At 66.6% G+C, this 19754-nt stretch carries 19 protein-coding genes; 12 read left to right on the forward strand and 7 right to left on the reverse strand.

Translation table 11 applies throughout. The annotated features are described in order from the left end of the window. Positions 1-114 precede the first annotated feature (114 nt). Both mnmA and U1763_RS08610 read left to right on the forward strand, forming a co-directional pair. Positions 115-1236, forward strand: coding sequence for a tRNA 2-thiouridine(34) synthase MnmA (gene mnmA, locus U1763_RS08605; RefSeq protein WP_332754865.1), 1122 nt, complete (start codon positions 115-117; stop codon positions 1234-1236). 36 nt (positions 1237-1272) lie between these two features. Beyond that, positions 1273-1521 carry a UvrB/UvrC motif-containing protein gene (locus U1763_RS08610; RefSeq protein WP_332754866.1) on the forward strand — a complete coding sequence of 83 codons (249 nt, stop codon included), beginning with the start codon at positions 1273-1275 and terminating at the stop codon, positions 1519-1521. Between the two features lie 187 nt (positions 1522-1708). On the opposite strand, the gene U1763_RS08615 is transcribed toward U1763_RS08610, so the two are convergent. The 3 genes from U1763_RS08615 to pdxH are packed head-to-tail and all read right to left on the reverse strand — an operon-like array spanning position 1709 to position 4064. Next, positions 1709-2500, reverse strand: a complete 792-nt coding sequence (locus U1763_RS08615) for a PhzF family phenazine biosynthesis protein (protein ID WP_332754867.1) — start codon at positions 2498-2500, stop codon at positions 1709-1711. Between the two features lie 41 nt (positions 2501-2541). After that, the gene (locus U1763_RS08620) at positions 2542-3489 is read right to left on the reverse strand and encodes a cation diffusion facilitator family transporter (RefSeq protein ID WP_332754868.1); all 948 of its coding nucleotides are present in this window, start codon (positions 3487-3489) and stop codon (positions 2542-2544) included. Continuing rightward, a complete protein-coding gene (pdxH, locus tag U1763_RS08625; protein WP_332754869.1) occupies positions 3486-4064 on the reverse strand; it encodes a pyridoxamine 5'-phosphate oxidase in 579 nt (192 codons plus the stop codon). Before pdxH ends, U1763_RS08620 begins: the two co-directional genes overlap by 4 nt. A gap of 108 nt (positions 4065-4172) precedes the next feature. On the opposite strand from pdxH, the gene ku reads away from it, so the two are divergent. From ku to U1763_RS08645, 4 genes are all read left to right on the forward strand, one after another. Next, positions 4173-5060 (forward strand): non-homologous end joining protein Ku, encoded by an 888-nt coding sequence (gene ku / locus U1763_RS08630; protein ID WP_132736437.1) that lies wholly within the window; start codon positions 4173-4175, stop codon positions 5058-5060. Between the two features lie 238 nt (positions 5061-5298). Further along, positions 5299-7821, forward strand: coding sequence for a DNA ligase D (gene ligD / locus U1763_RS08635; protein WP_332754870.1), 2523 nt, complete (start codon positions 5299-5301; stop codon positions 7819-7821). Positions 7822-8277: 456 nt separating this feature from the next. After that, positions 8278-10728 (forward strand): circularly permuted type 2 ATP-grasp protein, encoded by a 2451-nt coding sequence (locus U1763_RS08640; protein ID WP_332754983.1) that lies wholly within the window; start codon positions 8278-8280, stop codon positions 10726-10728. Between the two features lie 169 nt (positions 10729-10897). After that, positions 10898-11782: a transglutaminase family protein gene (locus tag U1763_RS08645; RefSeq protein ID WP_332754871.1), complete on the forward strand. Its 885-nt coding sequence runs from the start codon at positions 10898-10900 to the stop codon at positions 11780-11782. Between the two features lie 131 nt (positions 11783-11913). Here U1763_RS08645 and U1763_RS08650 read toward each other — a convergent pair whose 3' ends face one another. Further along, positions 11914-12057: a hypothetical protein gene (locus U1763_RS08650; protein ID WP_165886470.1), complete on the reverse strand. Its 144-nt coding sequence runs from the start codon at positions 12055-12057 to the stop codon at positions 11914-11916. Between the two features lie 94 nt (positions 12058-12151). On the opposite strand from U1763_RS08650, the gene U1763_RS08655 reads away from it, so the two are divergent. From U1763_RS08655 to U1763_RS08680, 6 genes are all read left to right on the forward strand, one after another. Next, a complete protein-coding gene (locus U1763_RS08655; protein ID WP_332754872.1) occupies positions 12152-13087 on the forward strand; it encodes a DnaJ C-terminal domain-containing protein in 936 nt (311 codons plus the stop codon). Between the two features lie 82 nt (positions 13088-13169). Then, positions 13170-14045, forward strand: a complete 876-nt coding sequence (locus U1763_RS08660) for a YihY/virulence factor BrkB family protein (protein WP_443026905.1) — start codon at positions 13170-13172, stop codon at positions 14043-14045. Positions 14046-14068: 23 nt separating this feature from the next. Further along, on the forward strand, positions 14069-14860 hold the full coding sequence (gene fabI, locus U1763_RS08665) for an enoyl-ACP reductase FabI (RefSeq protein ID WP_056054995.1): 792 nt from the start codon (positions 14069-14071) through the stop codon (positions 14858-14860). Positions 14861-14922: 62 nt separating this feature from the next. Further along, positions 14923-15336, forward strand: a complete 414-nt coding sequence (locus U1763_RS08670) for an endonuclease domain-containing protein (RefSeq protein WP_332754874.1) — start codon at positions 14923-14925, stop codon at positions 15334-15336. Beyond that, positions 15333-16400 carry a chorismate synthase gene (gene aroC / locus U1763_RS08675; protein WP_332754875.1) on the forward strand — a complete coding sequence of 356 codons (1068 nt, stop codon included), beginning with the start codon at positions 15333-15335 and terminating at the stop codon, positions 16398-16400. The genes U1763_RS08670 and aroC overlap by 4 nt, the downstream gene beginning before the upstream one ends. A gap of 57 nt (positions 16401-16457) precedes the next feature. Further along, on the forward strand, positions 16458-16928 hold the full coding sequence (locus U1763_RS08680; protein ID WP_332754876.1) for a hypothetical protein: 471 nt from the start codon (positions 16458-16460) through the stop codon (positions 16926-16928). 58 nt (positions 16929-16986) lie between these two features. On the opposite strand, the gene U1763_RS08685 is transcribed toward U1763_RS08680, so the two are convergent. The 3 genes from U1763_RS08685 to U1763_RS08695 are packed head-to-tail and all read right to left on the reverse strand — an operon-like array spanning position 16987 to position 19724. Then, the gene (locus U1763_RS08685) at positions 16987-18276 is read right to left on the reverse strand and encodes an adenylosuccinate synthase (protein ID WP_332754877.1); all 1290 of its coding nucleotides are present in this window, start codon (positions 18274-18276) and stop codon (positions 16987-16989) included. A 30-nt stretch (positions 18277-18306) separates the two neighbouring features. Further along, positions 18307-19407, reverse strand: a complete 1101-nt coding sequence (locus U1763_RS08690) for an ATP phosphoribosyltransferase regulatory subunit (protein WP_332754878.1) — start codon at positions 19405-19407, stop codon at positions 18307-18309. Further along, positions 19404-19724, reverse strand: coding sequence for an endonuclease domain-containing protein (locus U1763_RS08695; protein WP_056485277.1), 321 nt, complete (start codon positions 19722-19724; stop codon positions 19404-19406). Before U1763_RS08695 ends, U1763_RS08690 begins: the two co-directional genes overlap by 4 nt. Positions 19725-19754 lie beyond the last annotated feature (30 nt).

Genomic DNA, 19754 nt, shown 5'->3' on the forward strand with positions numbered 1-19754 from the left:
TGGACTTGTCGCCTTTTTGCAATCGTCGGTCGCGTTTTTCCGTCAACTCGTCCTGATATACGTTAACCGCTGCATCTTTTTGCAACCGCACGCCGTCGCGCTTATGTGATGGCCATGGATCAGACCGATTTTCAGCTCGGGCCCCCTGCCGGTGCAGGCGCGGCCGGAAAGCGCATCGTCGTGGCGATGTCCGGGGGCGTCGACAGCTCGGTCGTCGCCGCGCTCGCGCATGCCACCGGCGCCGAGACGATCGGCGTGACGTTGCAGCTCTACGACCATGGTGAAGCGGTCGGCCGTGCGGGCTCATGTTGCGCCGGTCGCGACATCCGCGATGCCCGCGCGGTGTGCGACCGACTCGGTATCGCGCATTACGTGTTCGATCACGAGACCAGCTTTCGCGAGCAGGTCGTCGACAAGTTCGCCGACGAATATCTCGCCGGCCGCACACCGATTCCCTGCGTCCAGTGCAACATGGGGCCGAAGTTCACCGACCTGCTCAAGCTCGCGCGCGATCTCGGTGCGGATTGCCTGGCGACCGGGCATTATGTCCGCCGGGTCGAGGGCACGCACGGCGCCGAGCTTCACCGCGGCGCCGATCCCGCACGCGACCAGAGCTATTTCCTGTTCGCGACCACGCAGAGCCAGCTCGACTATCTGCGCTTTCCGCTCGGCGGCCTGCCCAAGGCGCGGGTGCGCGAGATCGCGGCGGAACTCGGGCTCGGCGTCGCGGCCAAGCCGGACAGCCAGGATATCTGCTTCGTCCCCGATGGCGATTATGCAGGCCTGGTGAAGAAGCTACGGCCCGAGGCGGCGGAGACGGCGGGCGATATCGTCGATCTCGGCGGGGCGAAGCTCGGCGAGCATCGCGGGCTGATCCACTTCACGGTGGGACAGCGCCGCGGGCTGGAGATCGGTGGCAGTCCCGAGCCGCTCTATGTCGTGCGAGTCGAGCCCGCCACGAAGCGGGTCGTCGTCGGCCCCCGTCGCGCGCTCGCGGTCGAGGCGGCGCGGATGACGGACATCAACTGGCTCGGTGGCGACTTCACCGGACCCCTGACCGCCAAGGTCCGGTCGATGGCCAAGCCCGTCCCCGCCCGCCTGGTCGGCAACCGCGTGGTGTTCGATGCACCCGAATACGGCGTCGCGCCCGGCCAGGCGGCGGTGCTCTATGCCGGCGAGCGCGTTCTCGGCGGTGGCTGGATCGCGGAGACCGAAGCGGCACTGGTCGCCGCCTGACGCGGGCTCTTTGCGGGCTTGGTGCGTTGAGGCGGCATGAATATCGAAACCTTGCGCCGCCAGATGGAAGCCGCCGCCGCCGCGATGGACTTCGAAACCGCGAGCCGGATGCGCGATGAGATCAGCGTGTTGCGCGGAGGCGGTGACGTCGCCGACACCGCCGGGCTGACCCGCCAACAGCCCGGCGCGATGGGCCTTGGCACGAGCCAGCAGCTCATGACTCCACCGCCGGGCTGGGTGAAACCGAAAAAGCCCGATCCGATGACCAAGGGGCGGAAGCGGTAGGACGCGGAAGGGAATGGGACGGAACGGAAGAGGTAGAAGTCCCCACCCCCACCAAATCGTCGTCCCAGCGAAAGCTGGGATATCAGCATGGGTCTCCCGTCATCTGCCCCGCGGAAGACCCCAGCTTTCACTGGGGTGACGGACAAGAGCGAGTGACGGATGCGGGCGGGTGACAGATGCGGCCCGCTCAAGGCAGCAAAAACGTACCCTCGATCGTTGTCACGCACGCCCCACCGAGCACAACACGGTCGCCCGCCAACCGACACGTCAGCTTCCCGCCCCGCGCACTCGCCTGATACGCCGTGAAGCTGTTCCCCAAGGTCGGCGCCCAATACGGCACCATCACCGCGTGCGCCGAACCCGTCACCGGATCTTCGTTGATGGCATAGTACGGCGTAAACACGCGGCTCACGATGCCGGTCGCCTCCCCCAGCGCAGCGACGATCGCGACGATCGGGAACTTGGCCAGCGCAGCAAAGTCTGGCTTCAGATCGCGCACCACGGCCTCGTTCTCGACGATCACGAGCGCATAACCCTTCTCGTGCCACAAGGTCTCGACGGGCGACTCGATGTTCAGCGCCGCGACGATCTCAGGGATGGCCTTCGGACTCGGTCCCCACGCCGGCAACTCCAGCGTATACCCGCTATCCGCCCGCGCGACCTCCAACATCCCCGCCTGCCGCGTCCGGAACCGCACCCGGTCGAGCGCGGTGTCCGACGACAGCACGAAATGCCCACTCGCCAGCGTCGCATGGCCGCACAGCGCGACCTCGGCGCCCGGCGTAAACCAGCGCAGGTCGAAATCGACGCCCTCGTCGTCCGACGCAACGATGAACGCTGTCTCGCTCAGGTTGTTCTCCCGCGCGATGTCGAGCAGCACGGCATCGTCGAGCCATGCCGACAGCGGCATCACCGCCGCCTGGTTGCCGCCAAACGGCGTGTCGGAAAACGCATCGATCTGCGCGAACGGTATTCTCATGTCTGGAGCCCCTTAAACGCGTTTGCCGAACCCCGAGCGGGTTATACCCGCTTACCAAACCAATGCGGCGTCACGTCCGCCTCGACCAGCGGATTATCGGTGTCGACATGCCCCTCGGGATCGAGATGGATCAGCACCTCGACCTTGGGGAACGCGGTGCGCAAATTGCGCTCGACCGCCTCGACGATGTCATGCGCATTCGCCACCGTCAGGTCGCGCGCGACCTCCATGTGGAACTGCGCGAAGTCGTGGCTGCCGGAGCGGCGCGTGCGGAAATCGTGGATGCCGCGGATGCCGGGCTGGCGCGCCGCGACATCGAGGAACTGCGACCGCAGATCCTCCGGCCATTCCTTGTCCATCAACTGGTCGATCGCGTTCGACGACGCCTGGAACGCCCCCCAGGCGAGCCACAGCGCGATGACGATGCCAAAGATCGGATCCGCGCCGCTCCACCCGACATATTGATCGAGCACGAGCGCGACGATCACCGAGCCGTTGAGCAGCACGTCGGACTGGTAATGGACGTTGTCCGCGAGGATCGCGACCGAGCCGGTCTGGCGGATGATGCGGCGTTGATAGGAGAGTAGGAACACCGTGGCGACGATCGCGATCACCGACACGCCGATGCCGAAATCGGCCCCGGTGGTCGGCTGCGGATCGCCGAACGCGAGGATCGCGCGCCAGGCGATGCCGACCGCCGAGGCGGTGATCAGCATGACCTGGAACAGCGCCGCGAGCGCCTCAGCCTTGCCGTGGCCGAACCGATGGTCGTGATCCGCCGGCGTCGCCGCGAGCCGCACGCCGTACAGAGTCACCAGCGACGCAAGCAAGTCGAGCGCGGTATCGGCGAGCGACCCGAGCATCGCCACCGAGCCCGTCGACCAGGCGGCAAATCCCTTCAACAACAGCAGGAAACACGCCATCGCGACGCTGGCGAGCGCCGCGCGGGTTGCAAGGGGAATGATCTTCCGACGTTCGTCCTGGGTCATGGGAACAACAGTCCTTCGGTCCAGCCATCGCCGTCGCGCGTGAACAAGCGTCGTTCGTGAAGGCGATGCGCGCGGTCCTGCCAGAACTCGATGCGCGTCGGCGTCACGCGGTAGCCACCCCAATGCGGCGGCCGCGGCACGTCCTGACCCTCGAACTTCGCGGTCATTTCGGCAAAGCGCTGCTCGAAGGTGTCGCGACTGTCGAGCGGCCGCGACTGTTCCGACGCCCACGCGCCCAGCTGCGAATCACGGCCGCGCGAGGCGAAATAGGCGTCCGACTCTTCGTCCGTCGCCCATGATACCGGCCCCTCGATCCGAATCTGACGGCGCAGCGACTTCCAGTGGAACAGCAGTGCGCCCTGCGGATTGGCGGCGAGCTCGCCTGCCTTGCGACTTTCGCGGTTGGTATAGATCACGAAGCCGTCGGGGCCGTGGCCCTTCAAGAGCACCATGCGCACTGACGGCCGCCCCTCCGCGTCGGCAGTCGCGAGCGCGACCGCATTCGGGTCGTTCGGCTCGGACTGCTTGGCTTCGGCGTACCAGCTATCGAACAGCGTGAAGGGATCGTCTGACATGCCGCGCGCCTTAGCGGGATTTGGCGCGGAACGAAACTTGGGAACGACTCTACCGTGCCGATGATTGACCCAGGTAATCGAATCGTTTCCGCAACGAAGGAACGCCAAGTGGCAGCACGCGCATATTGGCAGGGGCAGATCCGGCTGGCCCTCGTCTCGATCCCGGTCGAGATCTACTCCGCGACAAAATCCGGCGCGGCGGTGTCGTTCAAGCAGATCCACGAGCCGTCGGGCCAGCCGATCCATTACGACAAGGTCGTCACCGGCGTCGGGCCGGTCGATGCCGACGAGATCATGAAGGGATACGAGGTCTCCAAGGGCGAATACGTTCTGCTGGAGCAGGACGAGATTGACGCGGTGAAGCTGGAGTCGAAGAAGACGCTGGAGCTGACGCAGTTCGTCGATGCGAGCGAGATCGACGTGCTCTATTACGAGAAGCCGTATTTCGTGGTGCCCGCCGATGATCTCGCGGAGGAGGCGTTCATCGTTCTGCGCGAGGCGTTGAAGCGGACGAAGAAGGTCGGGCTTGGGCAGTTGGCAATGCGAGGCCGCGAATATGTCGTGAGCCTGAAGCCGTGCGGGCGCGGCATGGTGCTGGAGACGCTCCGCTACGCCGACGAAGTGCACAAGGCGCAGGGCTATTTCCGCGAGATCCCCGACGACAAGCCGTCCGAGGAACTGTTGGAGCTCGCCGAGGCGTTGATCGAGAAGCGCAGCGCCGACTTCCACCCGCAGGAATTCCACGATCGCTATGTCGATGCGCTGAAGGATCTGATCGAACGCAAGCGCAAGGCGAACGGGAAGAAGATCATCGAGGACAAGGACACCGGCGGGAAGACCGGCTCGAACGTGGTCGATTTGATGGCGGCGTTGAAGAAGTCGATGGAGAAGAGCGGGGGGAGTGCGGCGGCGGAGAAGGCACCAGCGAAGAAAGCGCCCGCCAAGCGCGCGCCGGCGAAAACGGCTGCCAAAGCGCCAGCCAAGAAACGTGCGTAATTCCCTCGACCCTTCCCCCGTCACCCCAGCGAAAGCTGGGGTCTCATGCGGCTTGCACGCGCCCCGTCACCGGGAGATCCCAGCTTTCGCTGGGATGACGAAAATTGCGTAGGACCGATCCTCTCGCCACCCCCTCTCCCGTCATCCCAGCGAAAGCTGGGATCTCCCCGTTGCAGCCCGCCCCCTCGCCGCGCGAGGTCCCGGCTTTCGCCGGGATGACGAAGACGGGACGCCATTGATGGCCACGCCCCCAGATCCCCTAGCCCTCTACAATGCCAAGCGAAACTTCACCAAGACCGCCGAACCCGCGGGCACGCTGGCCCCCGGCCACGGCAACAGCTTCATGGTCCAGAAGCACGACGCCACCCGCCTCCACTGGGACTTCCGCCTCGAAATCGACGGCGTCCTGAAAAGCTGGGCGGTCACCCGCGGCCCCAGCCTCGACCCCAACGAAAAACGCCTCGCCGTCCGCACCGAGGACCACCCGCTCAGCTACGCCACCTTCGAAGGCACCATCCCCGCGGGCGAATATGGCGGCGGCACCGTCATGCTGTGGGACCGCGGCATATGGTCGCCGATCAAGGGCAAGTCGGCGAAGGATCTCGACAAGGGCCACCTCCACTTCGTCCTCGATGGCGAACGGATGAAGGGCGAATGGCTGCTGATCCGCCTGAAGCCGCGCGCAAAGGAAAAGCGTGAAAACTGGCTGCTCCGGAAGATCGACGATGCCGCGGCCGGCGGCACCGACACACTGGTGGAAGAAGCGCTGACGAGTGTCTCGACCGGGCGGACGATGGTAGAGATCGAGGAGGGCAAGAAACCGGCACGCCCCCCCAGCCCGTCATCCCAGCGAAAGCTGGGATCTCGTGCGGCCAGCGCGGGACAGGAACCGCGGGAGACCCCAGCTTCCGCTGGGGTGACGAAGGGGCCGGGGCGCAGCGCGGTCAAATTGCCCGAGTTCCAGGATCTCCAACTCTGCACCCTCGTCGACGCCGTCCCCACCGGCTCCGCTTGGCTCCACGAAGTAAAATACGATGGCTACCGCGCCCTCGTCTCGATCGCCAACGGCAAGGCCAAGGTCTTCACCCGCACCGGCCTCGACTGGACCGAAAAGTTCGCCGCAATCGCCGCCGCCGCCGCCAAGCTCCCGGTAAAATCCGCGCTGATCGACGGCGAGATCGTCGCGTTCAAGGACGGCCACCCCGATTTCTCGACCTTGAAGGACGCGATCTCCGCCAACGGCGACATGACGTTGTTCGCGTTCGACCTGCTCGCGCTCGACGGCGAAGACCTGACCGGCCTTTCCAACCTCGACCGTAAGGCACGGCTGCAACCGCTGATCCCCGAAGACGAAGACCGCCTCCGCTATTCCGACCACGTGATCGGTGCGGGCGAGCAACTGTTCGAGACGATGTGCCGCGAGGGCCTCGAAGGCATCGTCTCGAAACGCGCCGACGCGCCCTATGCCGGCAAGCGGACCAAGGCGTGGCTCAAAGTTAAATGCACGCACCGCCAGGAATTCGTGATCGTCGGCTGGCTCCCATCCAACAAGAAGCGCGGGTTCAAGTCGCTGCTGCTCGGCGTTCGCGAGGGCAACGGCTATCGGTATGCGGGGAAGGTCGGCACCGGTTTCGACCAGGCGTTGATGGACGAGATTCGCGACAAGCTCGACGCGCTCGACCGGAAAACGCCGACGGTCGAGGCGCCCAAGGCCGCGGTCCGCGGCGCGAAATGGGTGACGCCGAAACTGGTCGCCGAGGTCGCCTTTGCCGAAGTGACGCCCGACGGCGTGCTTCGCCATTCGAGCTTCATCGGCCTGCGCGAGGACAAGGCGGCGAAGGACGTCGTTGCCGAGACGCCCGCGCCGCTGCCGGATGTGGAGGAAGCCGCGGCTCCCGCGACCAGCATAAAGGTCAGCAGCCGCGATCGCGTGATCTTCGACAAGTCGGACGTCACCAAGGGCGATCTCGCGGATTACTACGTCGCGGTCTCGGGCATCATGCTGCCGTTCGCCGCCAACCGCCCGATCAGCCTCGTCCGCTGCCCGCAAGGCCGCTCGCGCGCGTGCTTCTTCCAGAAACACGATGCCGGCAGCTTCGGCGACGCGGTCCATAAGGTGCCGATCCGCGAGAAGGACGGCTCGACCGAAGACTATCTGTACGTCGATGATGCGGACGGGCTGGTCGCGTGCGTGCAGATGGGGACGATCGAGTTCCACGGCTGGGGCTCGTCGAACGCGACTTTGGAGAAGCCCGACCGCCTGGTGTTCGATCTCGATCCCGACGAAGGCCTCGACTTCGGCGACACGAAGAAGGCGGCCGAGCATCTGAAGAACCAGCTCGCCGAACTGGGGCTGGTCAGCTTTCCGATGCTGTCGGGGGGCAAGGGTGTGCACATCGTCGTCCCGCTGACCCCCGAGGCGGAATGGCCGGCGGTAAAGGACTTCGCCGACCGCTTCGCGCGGGCGATGGCGGGGGCAGAGCCGGAGCGCTTCGTCGCGACGATGGCGAAGGCCAAGCGAAAAGGGCGGATCTTCATCGACTGGCTGCGTAACCAGCGCGGGGCGACGGCGGTGATGCCGTATTCGGCGCGGGCTCGGGCGGGGGCGCCGGTGGCGGCACCGGTATCGTGGACCGAGTTGCGCGATATCGAGACTGCCGCGCGCTGGGGCGTGAAGGATGGAGCGGAACTGATCGAGCGGGCTGGGTCGCGGGCGCTGGCGGGGTGGGGTGTGGCAGATCAGGTGCTACCGGATTTGTGAGCCTTGCCTCTCCCCGACCTACCACCACCCCGGCGAAGGCCGGGGCCCAATTGGAAAGGTGGTCGTAACGAAGCGATGCCCTTCACTAACGCCGTCCCCCCAATTGGGCCCCGGCCTACGCCGGGGTGGTGCTATGGTGGTGGGGAGTCTTTGCACTCCTCCCTCGCCTTGCCCCTATCGCTCCCCCTCCCCCTCCCCCGTCATCTCAGCGAAAGCTGGGATCTTAATGGGGCGAGCGTCACGTCCGCCAAGCGGAATATCCCAGCTTCCGCTGGGATGACGGGTGTGGCGGGGGATGAGGCAGATACGGCCGGCAAGACAGCGAAGCGCACCCGATTCCACGCTTTTATGTTGCACCGCCGCGTCGAAAGGTGAAACACCGCCGCCTGTATCCGGGGGCTTGAGGCATTGAACACGGCGGACACGGCGACGCACACCGCGCCCCTTTTCGACGCGATGATCCATGCCGAGCGCTGGATCGCCGACTATTGCGCGCGCACCACCGGCGCCGACGTGCTGTGCCCCGCTGAAGACGGTAGCGCCGACCCCGCCTGGGCGGCGATGTTCGCCGAACTCGCGATGGTCGCCTCGGACGACCTCGGCCACATCCGCGAACGCGTCCAGCGGCATGCGGTCGACATCGGTACCGGCTTCCGGATCGCCGACGAGCCCGACGAGCGCCCCTGGCCCGTCTCGCCCGTCCCGCTGCTGATCGAGGCCGGCGAATGGGCGGGGATCGAGCACGGCGTGATCCAGCGCGCGACGTTGATGGAGACGGTGATCGGCGACCTCTACGGCGAAGGAAAGCTGGTCGCCGACGGCCATATCCCCGCCGCGCTCGTCACCGGAAGCCCGTTCTTCCTGCGGCCGATGGTCGGGCTCGACCCGCCCGGTGGCCGTCATCTCGATTTCATTGCGATCGATCTCGGCCGCGGGCCGACCGGCGAATGGCGCGTGCTCGCCGATCACCTGCGCGCGCCCGCTGGTGCTGGTTACGCGCTGGAGAACCGCATTGCCGTCAGCCGCACGCTCGGCGGGTTGCAGGATCGGCTCAACGTCCAGCGGCACGCGCCGTTCTTTGCCGCGTTTCGCGCAGGGATCGCGGCGATGTGCAAGCGGACCGATCCGCGGATCGGCCTGCTCACGCCCGGCCGGTTCAACCCGAGCTATCCTGAACAAGCGCACCTCGCGCGGTATCTGGGGCTGCTGCTGGTCGAGGGCGCCGATCTCGCCGCACTCGAGGACAAGGTGTATGTCCGCACGATCGGTGGGCTCAAGCGGATCGATGCGCTGTGGCGGCGGGTCGACCCGCGGCTGCTCGATCCGCTGGCGTTCGACACGCATTCGCAGATCGGCGTGCCCGGGCTGATCGACGCGTACGCAGCCGGCAACGTCGTTCTCTCGAACGCGCCGGGCTCTGCCGTGCTGGAGGCGCCGGCGTTCTCCGCCTTCCTGCCTCAGCTTGCGAAGTCGCTGCTCGGCGAAGACCTGCTGCTTCCCAACATCGCGACATGGTGGTGCGGGCAGGATGGCGCACGGGCGCAGGTCGAGGCGAATTTCGATCGCCTGCTGATTGGGCCTGCGTTCCATTCGCGCCCGCTCGGCATGACTGGTGCACCGACCGCAGGCGCCGACATCACCGGCGAAGACCGGACGCGCCTGCTCGCCGACATGGCGAACAGGCCGCAGGATTATGTCGGGCAGGAACTGGTCCAGCTCTCGACGATGCCGGTCGTGGTCGGCGATGCGCTGGTCCCCCGCCCCTTCACCCTGCGCGTGTTCGCAGCGCGTAACGGCGACGGCGAATGGACCGTCCTCCCCGGCGGTTTCGCGCGGATCGGCGAGCATCCCGACGCGCGGGCGGCGGTGATGGGCGAAGGGATCTGGTCCGCCGATGTCTGCATCTATGGTGCCGAGCCGGTCGCGCCCGTATCGCTGCTGACCGCCGCGGACTCGCTTCAGGTGCGGCGCAATCCCGGGACGTTGCCGAGCCGGGTGGCGGACAATTTCTACTGGCTCGGGCGCTATCTGGAGCGCGGCGAAGCCCTGCTGGGCGCGATCCGCGTGATGCTCGGCAATTCGATCGACGTCGACGGGGGGGCGGTATTGTCCCCCACCACGGTCGGCAAGCTGGTGGGGCTGATCGTCGGCGCGGGCAGCGCGCCGCACCCGCCTTCGCTGCGCCGCGCCGACCTGACCGCGCTCGCCCGCACCGCGATGGAGGACGAACGCTGGCAGTCGATCCTCACGCTCAATCGGCACGCGAGAGAGATCGGGGAGGGCTCGCGCGACCGGTTGTCGGCGGACATGGTGCGGTTGCTCGAGGCGCCCTTCCCCACGCATCGCGGAATGCTGGAGCGGGCGGGGTCGCTGCAACGGCGCTACGCCGCGATCGCCGGGCTGTCGGCCGAGCATATGGGGCGGACGGCGGCGTGGCGCTTTCACGATCTCGGCCGGCGGATCGAGCGGGCGATGGCGATGGCGCGGGCGATCCGGCTGTTCGGGATGCCGGGGGCGTCGCCGGACGATCTGTCTGTGCTGCTCGACCTTGCCGACAGCCAGATCAGCTATCGCCAGCGCTATCCGACCGGGATCGCGCGGGTTCCGGTGATGGATCTGGTGGCGCTCGATCCGGGCAATCCTCGGTCGCTGGCGTTTTCGGCGGAGAGGATCGCGGCGCGGTTGGCGGAGTTGCCGGTGCTGAGCGACGACGAGATGGCGGAGCCGCAACAGGCGCAAGCGACCGGGTTGCAGGCGATCGTGATGACCGCGACGGCGGCGGAGCTGGATGCGGAGACGCTGGGAGATATCGAGCGGCGGCTTGGGGCGGTGTCGGATGCGTTGGCGCGACGGTATTTCCTGCAGGGTGCCGAGCCCTTGCGGACGAGTGGGCTGACGTTGGCGTGAGGGGCGGCGTGAGCAGCCTGCTCCCTCTCCCCTCCGGGGAGAGGGTCGGGGTGAGGGGCAGCCAAGCAATGCTGCGCCTGGAACAGCCCCTCACCCCCGCCCTCTCCCCGGAGGGGAGAGGGGGTAAGAAAAGGGCGCCTCTCTCAGCTACGGGCATCGGTTTGCGGTCATGATCTACGACATTCGCCACGTCACGACATTCGACTACGGTGCTAGCGTCAAGTTCGCGCGGTGCAATCTGCGGTTGAAGCCGATCGACTGGCCGGGGCAGCGGCTCGATTCCTATGCGCTGTCAGTGCATCCGGCTGGCCGTACCAGTCCGGCGCGCGCGGAGGCTGGGCTTGCCAACGTCACGCGGCTGGTCGTCGACAGCCCGGTTCGCCACCTGACGATCGAGAGCCGGTCGCGGATGACGGTGGACCGCCTCGTGCCCGTGCCCGATGCTAGCGATCCGACGCTAGGCGAGATCGCGGCGATGGCGCGGGCGAGCACCGATCTCTCCGCGGCGAGCCCGGCGAACTACATTTATCCCTCACCGCTGATCCCGCTCGACCAGGCGATCGCCGACTATTGCGCGGTCGATCTCGATCCTTCGCGGGGGGCGCTGGAGGCCGGCATCGCGCTAGCCCGGCGAATCCAGCAGCAGTTCGAGTTCGACGCCGACGCGACGTTGGTCGATACGCCGCCGCACGAGGCGTTCCTCCAGCGCAAGGGCGTGTGCCAGGATTTCGCGCAGATCATGATCACGGGCTTGCGCGCGGCGGGCCTCCCCGCGGCGTATGCCTCGGGCTACATCCGCACGATCCCGCCCGAGGGCCAGCCGCGGCTGGTCGGCGCGGATGCGACGCACGCGTGGGTGCTGCTGTGGTGCGGGCCGGTGCGCGGTTGGGTCGGGGTCGATCCGACCAACGGAATCTGGATGGCGAGCGATCACATCGTGATGGCGGTCGGGCGGGATTATGCCGAGATTGCGCCGGTCGACGGCGTGGTGCTCGGGTCGGGGGCGCAGAACATGGATGTCAGTGTCGATGTTGCGCCTTTGGAGTCCACATAGGAGCGATGCGATCCTCCCCTGCAAGGGGAAGTGGCTGGCACTTGCCAGACGGAGGGGCGTCTCGATGGCGGGTCACCCCTCCGTCAGCCCAAGCGGGCTGCCACCTCCCCTTATAGGGGAGGATGAAGGCGTTACTTCTCGTCGTGCGGGTTCGGATACGAGCCGCCGCCGCTTTCGCCGCTCTTGTCCTTGGCCGGCGCGTTGTTCACGCCGTCCTTCTCCTTCGCGCCATCGTCGTTCTTCGGCACGCCCTGCATCGGTTGCTTGTCGGTCATGATCGTTCCTCTCGTGCAACCAAACACCCCGCGCGCAATTGCGTTGCGCGGGCGCTCGCCCCACATAGACGCGCAAGTAAGAATGGGGACGTAAGTGGCCGATCCGTACAAGACTCTGGGTGTAGCGCGCGACGCGACCGAAGCCGACATCAAGAAGGCGTACCGCAAGCTCGCGAAAGAGCTTCACCCCGATCGCAACAAGGACAATCCGAAGGCGTCGGAGAGGTTCAGCACGGTCACCAACGCGTACGACCTGCTGAACGACAAGGACAAGCGCGCGCGGTTCGACCGCGGCGAGATCGATGGCGACGGCAATCCGGCGTCGCCGTTCGGCTTTGGCGGCGGTGGCGGTGGACGACCGCAGCCCGGCGGCTTCCGCAGCGAAGGCTATGAGAGCGGCCCCGGGGCCCCCGACATGAGCGACATCTTCGAGGGCCTGTTCGGCGGCGCGCAGCGCGGCGGTGGCGGCGGATTCTCCGGCGGCTTCGGTCGCAGGCCGCAGCCCAAGGGCGAGAACGTCGCGTATCGCCTGCAGGTGCCGTTCGTCGAAGCCGCAACGCTGGAGCCGCAGCGCGTGACGCTGTCCGACGGCAAGACGCTCGACCTCAAGCTCCCCGCCGGCGTCGAGACCGGCACGCAGATGAAGCTTGCCGGCAAGGGCGAGCAGGGTCCGGGCGGCGCCGGCGATGCGATCCTGACGATCGAGGTCCAGCCGCACAAGTTCTTCACGCGCGACGGCGACGACGTCCGCCTCGAACTGCCGATCACGCTGGCCGAGGCGGTCCTGGGCGGTTCGATCAAGGCGCCGACGGTCGACAAGCCGGTGATGCTGACGATCCCCAAGGGCACCACGTCGGGCAAGACGCTCCGCCTCAAGGGCAAGGGTTTCCACAAGAAGGGCGGCACGCGCGGCGACCAGCTTGTGACGCTGATGATCGACATTCCGGCGGCCGATGCGGCGCTGACCGCGTTCGTCGAGAGCTGGGATGGGCGCGAGGCGGGGAACCCGCGGGGGGCCATGGGCGTCTGAACGCGTTGTGAACGATAGTCCCCTTACGCCCGAAGCGCGCGCGCACGAACATGGCGCCGCGCGATCCCGTCTCAACCGCGGCATGGCGAAGGTCAGGCCAGGCAGCTACGCGTTCGAGGTTTTCAAACGGGCCGCGATCGGCGTGTTCAACGATGGCTTCATCCACGCCGGGAACCTCGCCTATCTCGCGCTGATGACGGTGTTCCCGTTCTTCATCGTCGCGGCCGCAATCCTGTCGCTGTTCGGACAGAGCGTCGAGACGGTGCGGGCGGTCGAATCGTTCTTGAACGTGCTGCCACCCAATGTTGGCGATCTGTTGCGCAAGCCGATCGCCGACGTGCTCGCCGCGCGGACCGGATCGCTGTTGTGGCTAGGTGCGCTCGTCGGTCTGTGGACGGTCGGCAGCTTCGTCGAGACGATCCGCGACATCTTCCACCGCGCCTACGGGATCAAGGCAACCGCGCCGTTCTGGAAATCGCGGCTTGGCTCGTCCGCGGTGATCATCCTGTCGGTGGTGATCGCGCTGCTATCGTTCCTGGTCCAGGGTATCCTCACCGCGGCCGAGCAGTTCATCTACCGCCTACTGCCGTTCGCGCAGGACGCCGCCGGGTGGGTTGGGCTATCTCGTCTTATCCCCGGCCTGCTGATGTTTGGCGCGCTGTACCTGCTGTTCTATTCGGTGACGCCGTCGCGCTATCGCTATTCGAAGTGCCGTAAATGGCCGGGTGCGCTGTTCACGACCGCCTGGTGGGTCAGCGCGACCGCGTTGCTGCCGGTTATCCTGTCGCGGCTCGGTGGTTACGACCTGACCTATGGCAGTCTGGCTGGCGTTGTCATCATGCTGTTGTTTTTCTACGTCATCGGGCTCGGGCTGGTATTCGGCGCGCATCTCAACGCGGCACTGGCGGAACCACCCGAAACAACGCTAGAGCAGCCCGCTACGGATATGCAGGTATAGGCGGGGATGGCGTGAACGGTTTGATGGCGGGCAAGCGTGGGCTGATCATGGGCCTGGCGAACGACAAGTCGCTGGCCTGGGGGATCGCCAAAAAGCTGTCCGAGGCGGGCGCGGAGCTCGCGTTCAGCTATCAGGGCGAGACGATGGAGAAGCGCGTCCGCCCCCTCGCCGAGCAGCTGGGCGTGGCGCGGCTGTTCGATTGCGACGTGTCGGACATGGGTGCGCTCGACGCGACCTTCGACAAGCTTGCCGAGGAATGGCCGACGATCGACTTCGTCGTCCACGCGATCGGCTTTTCGGACAAGAACGAGCTGCGCGGGCGGTTCGTCGACACCAGCCTCGACAATTTCCTGATGACGATGAACATCTCGGTGTATTCGTTCGTCGCGGTGGCGCAGCGCGCGGCCAAGATGATGACCGAGGGCGGCGCGATGCTAACGCTCAGCTATTACGGCGCGGAGAAGGTCATCCCGCATTACAACGTGATGGGGGTCGCGAAGGCGGCGCTGGAGACGAGCGTGCAGTATCTCGCGGTCGATCTGGGTCGTGACAACATCCGCGTGAATGCGATCTCGGCGGGGCCGATCAAGACGCTGGCGGCAAGCGGGATCGGTGATTTCCGCCTGATCCTGAAGTGGAACGAGCTGAACTCACCACTCAAGCGCAACGTGACGATCGACGACGTCGGCGGCGCGGGTCTGTACCTGCTGAGCGACCTGGCGAGCGGCGTGACCGGCGAGACGCACCACGTCGACGCCGGCTACAACGTGATCGGCATGAAGGCCGAAGACGCCCCTGATATCGCGCTAGTCTAAACCCCTCTCCCCCTCCGGGGAGAGGGAGGGGCCCATGCAAAGCATGGGAGGGTGAGGGCAAGGTGAGGCAACGCGACGGCACCGAAGCACTGGACCGGGCCCGTGAGCTGAGGCGCAACGCGACCGAAGCGGAGGACCGGTTATGGTACCGCCTCCGCAGCCGCCGCCTCAGCAACTTCAAATTCCGCCGCCAAGTCTGGATCGGCCCCTTCATCACCGACTTTCTCTGCATGGACGCGATGCTGGTCGTCGAGGTAGACGGCAGCCAACATATCGGGGACGTCGCCTATGACGACAGCCGAACCGCTTTCCTCGCCACCAAGGAATATCGTGTGATCCGTGTCTGGAACAACGACGTGATGCAGCGGATGGACGGCGTGCTCGCCGCGATCCTTGATGGACTCACGCGCGTGCCCTCACCCTCCCATGCTTCGCACGGGCCCCTCCCTCTCCCCATTGGGGAGAGGGGCAAGTGAGCTTCAACACATTCGGACGGCTGTTCCGCTTCACCACCTGGGGCGAGTCTCACGGCCCCGCGCTAGGTGCGATCGTCGACGGGTGCCCGCCGGGCATTTCGCTGACCGAGGCCGACATCCAGCCTTGGCTCGACAAGCGCCGCCCCGGCACCTCGCGCTTCACCACGCAGCGGCGCGAGCCGGATACGGTGCGGATCCTGTCCGGCGTCTTCGAGGGGCGGACCACCGGCACGCCAATCAGCCTGATGATCGAGAATGTCGACCAGCGCTCGAAGGACTATTCCGACGTCGCCAAGGCGTATCGCCCCGGTCACGCCGATTATGCCTATGACGCGAAATACGGGTTTCGCGATTTCCGCGGTGGTGGCCGCTCCTCCGCGCGCGAGACCGCCGCCCGCGTTGCCGCCGGTGCGGTCGCACGCCTCGTCGTCCCGCAGGTCCGTATCCGTGCGTGGGTCGAGGCGATCGGCGGCGACGCGATCGACCCCGCGAACTTCGACGATGCACAGATCAACCAGAACCCGTTCTTCTGCCCGGACGCCGCCGCTGCCGCCCGCTGGGAGATACTCGTCGATGCCGCCCGGAAATCCGGATCGTCGCTCGGCGCTGTGATCGCGTGCGAGGCAACCGGCGTGCCAGCCGGCTGGGGCGCGCCACTCTACGCCAAGCTCGATTCCGAACTCGCCTCCGCCTGCATGAGCATCAATGCGGTCAAGGGCATCGAGATCGGCGACGGGTTCGCCGCCGCAGCACTGTCGGGCGAGGCGAACGCGGATCCGATGCGTCCCGGTGCCTACGGTCCCGAGTTCCTCGCCAACCATGCAGGCGGGATCGCTGGCGGGATCGCGACCGGCCAGCCGATCACCTTGCGCGTCGCGTTCAAGCCGACCAGCTCGATCCTCACCCCGGTCGAGACGATCAGCCCGACCGGCGAGGCCACGACGATCGCCACCAAGGGACGTCACGACCCCTGCGTCGGCATCCGCGGAGTCCCCGTCGTCGAGGCGATGGTGGCGCTCGTGCTGGCCGACCAGGCGTTGCTGCATCGGGGCCAGTGCGGCTGACGACGGAACATATGCGGCACTGAAGCGCTTGCTCTTCAATAACTTAGGAGAGTGATAATGCGTATTCTAACTTCGATCGCAGCCGTAGCCCTGATCATTCCGGGCGTGGCGATGGCTCAGACGGGCAGCACTGGCTCGATGGGCGGCACCACCGGTGGAACGATGAGCGGCGGCACCATGGGTGGGTCGACCATGGGCGGCACGACCGGCGGGATGTCGACCGGCACGATGGATCAGGCAAATCCCTCGACGACCACGCAGTCGACCACGACGACGCGCACGCAGCGTGGCACCAAGGCCCGTAGCCGTACGCGCGGTACCACGTCGGGCACGACGAGCGGCACCATGGGCACCGGCACGACGGGCAGCACGATGTCCGGGACCACCGGCAGCACGATGGGCGCCGATACCATGGGCGGCACCACGGGCACCACGACTGGTGCGATGGGCGGCACCATGGGTGGCACGACCACCGGTACGATGGGTTCAACCACGGGCGGAACGACCGGCACGACCACGCCGCGCTGATCCAACCGTTCTCACGTAAATGAAAAGCCGGGCGAGCGATCGCCCGGCTTTTTGCGTATCAGTCCGAGAACGGATCACGGACGAGGATCGTGTCGGCACGCTGCGGGCTGGTCGACACCAAAGTCACCGGACAGCGGATCAGTTCCTCGATGCGGCGGATGTACTTGATCGCCTGTGCAGGAAGGTCGGCCCAGCTGCGTGCACCAGCGGTCGTTTCCTGCCAGCCTTCCATCGTCTCGTAGATCGGCTCGACCAGCGCCTGGTCCGCCGCGTGCGCCGGAAAATAATCGAGCGTCTCGCCACGCAGCTTGTAGCCGGTGCAGATCGATACGGTCTCGAACCCGTCGAGCACGTCGATCTTGGTCAGCGCGATCCCGGTGATACCACCGACCGCTGCCGCCTGGCGCACCAGCACCGCGTCGAACCAGCCGCAGCGGCGCTTACGCCCCGTGACGGTGCCGAACTCATGACCGCGGACGCCCAAGCGCTCGCCCGTCTCGTTTTCAAGCTCGGTCGGGAAAGGTCCCGAACCAACGCGCGTCGTGTATGCCTTGGCGATCCCGAGCACGAAACCAACCGCCGATGGCCCGAGACCCGACCCGCCGGCCGCAGCGCCCGCGATCGTGTTCGACGAGGTCACGAACGGGTACGTGCCATGGTCGACGTCGAGCAACACGCCCTGCGCGCCCTCGAACAGGATGCGCTTGCCCGCCGAGCGCGCGGCATTGAGATCGCGCCAGACGGGCTTGGCGAAGGGCCGCACGAAGCCGGCGATCTCGCGCAGTTCCGCGATCAGGCGTGCGCGATCGATCGGCGGCTCGCCGAAGCCAGCACGCAGCGCGTCATGATGCGCGGTGAGGCGATCGAGCTGTGGCCCGAGATCGTCGAGATGCGCGAGATCGCACACGCGGATCGCACGGCGGCCGACCTTGTCCTCATACGCAGGCCCGATCCCGCGACGGGTCGTGCCGATCTTGCCGGCGCCGCTGGCATCCTCGCGCAGACCATCGAGATCGCGGTGGAACGGCAGGATCAGCGCGCAGGTGTCGGCGATCCGCAGCGTCTCCGGGGTCGCGACAACGCCCTGTGCGCCCAATCGCGCGATCTCGTCCTTCAATGCCCAGGGATCGAGCACCACGCCGTTGCCGATGAACGACGGCGTGCCGCGCACGATGCCCGACGGCAGCAGCGACAACTTGTACACGTTGTCGCCGACGACCAGCGTGTGGCCAGCGTTGTGGCCGCCCTGGAACCGCACGACCATGTCGGCACGCTCGGCGAGCCAGTCGACGATCTTGCCCTTGCCTTCGTCGCCCCATTGCGCGCCGATGACTGCTACGTTGGCCAAACTCTATCTCCTGAGGATTACGCGCAGCGCCTACAGCGCGCGGGGCTCGCCTGCTACCCATAGATGCGTGCAGACTTGTGCTTCGGGGGTGTCGCCGGCGTCAAGTGCAGCGACGGTGACCCAGCCCTGCGCGCGCATGGCGGCGCCTTCGGTGGCTGGCGTGCCGAACGGAAGGAAGAGGCGGCGGCGCTCGACGGTGGCGACGCGCTCGACCAGCGCGTCGGCATAGAGCGAGAAGCCGGTCGCGGCTTCCTCGGCGCCGTTCTCGTGAACGACGGTGTAGGTGCCCCCGCGGCCGACTTCGCGTGCGCTACCGTCGGCGAAAAGCGAGAAGCCGAGCCAGGTCTGGTATTCGAAGCCGTGCCGCTCGGTCGGGTCGAGTGTCAGCGCGACGCGACCGTCGAGCGCTTCGGCGATGCGCGCGAGACCGTCGAGGCGCGAGCCGAGAGCGCCGGTAGTATCGAAGGCGCGGAGGCGGTCCATTGCCTGGTCGAACGGGCCGGCGGCTTCGATCAGGGGGAGGTAGGCTGGGGCGAGTGCGGCGACGGCACCGGCGTCCTTGGCGTCGAGGCGTTCACGCAGGATGGCGATCTGCTCAGGTGCGACGGGGAGTGGGCCGGCGGCGAGCGTCGGCACGAGGTCGGGCAGCGTGAAGTCGATCGATGCGCCGGTGACGTCGGCGGCCGCGATCATGTCGACTGCTACCGCGACGAGCTCCTGCGCAGCGGCGACTGAGTCGAGCCCGATCAACTCACAGCCGATCTGCCGGGTCTCACGGGCGGGGGCAAGCTGCGACGCGCGCAGTTTGAGGACAAAGCCGGCGTAGCTCAGGCGAACAGGCCGAGGGTGATGCCCCATCCGCGTGGCGGCGATCCGCGCGACCTGTGCCGTGATGTCCGGCCGGATCGCAAGGGTGCGTTGCGACACCGGATCGACGAAGCGTACCGCGTCGTGAAGGCCACCGGCTTTGAGGCGCATTTCGAGACCGTCGGCGAATTCGGCGAGTGGTGGGTCGACGCGCTCGTACCCGTGCAGGCGCGCGGCTTCGAGTACGCGCGCCTCGAGCGCCGCCGCCGAATCGGCGAACGGAGGGAGGCGATCTCGGAAGCCTTCGGGGAGGAGTGCGGTCATCGTATCAGGTCCATGCGTGTCACAAGTGCATCGCCCAACACCTGCAAAACGCCTTCGAGATTGGTCATCACATCGGTATTGGCGAAACGGATCACCCGATATCCCTGCTCTTCCAGCCACGCCGTCCTGCGGGCGTCGCGTGCTTGGTCGGTGTGCGTATCGCCGTCAAGCTCGACGACCAGCATGTGCGAACGCGCGACGAAATCGGCGATGAAGGCGCCGATTACGACCTGCCGAGTAAACTTCACGCCTTGGAAGCGCTTGGCGCGAACTTCGTACCAGAACCGCATTTCCGGCCCGGTCTGCCCGGACCGCATCGCCTTCGCCCGGCCCAGCATGCTGTCATC

The sequence above is a fragment of the Sphingomonas sorbitolis genome, from assembly GCF_036663875.1.
Taxonomy (GTDB): domain Bacteria; phylum Pseudomonadota; class Alphaproteobacteria; order Sphingomonadales; family Sphingomonadaceae; genus Sphingomonas.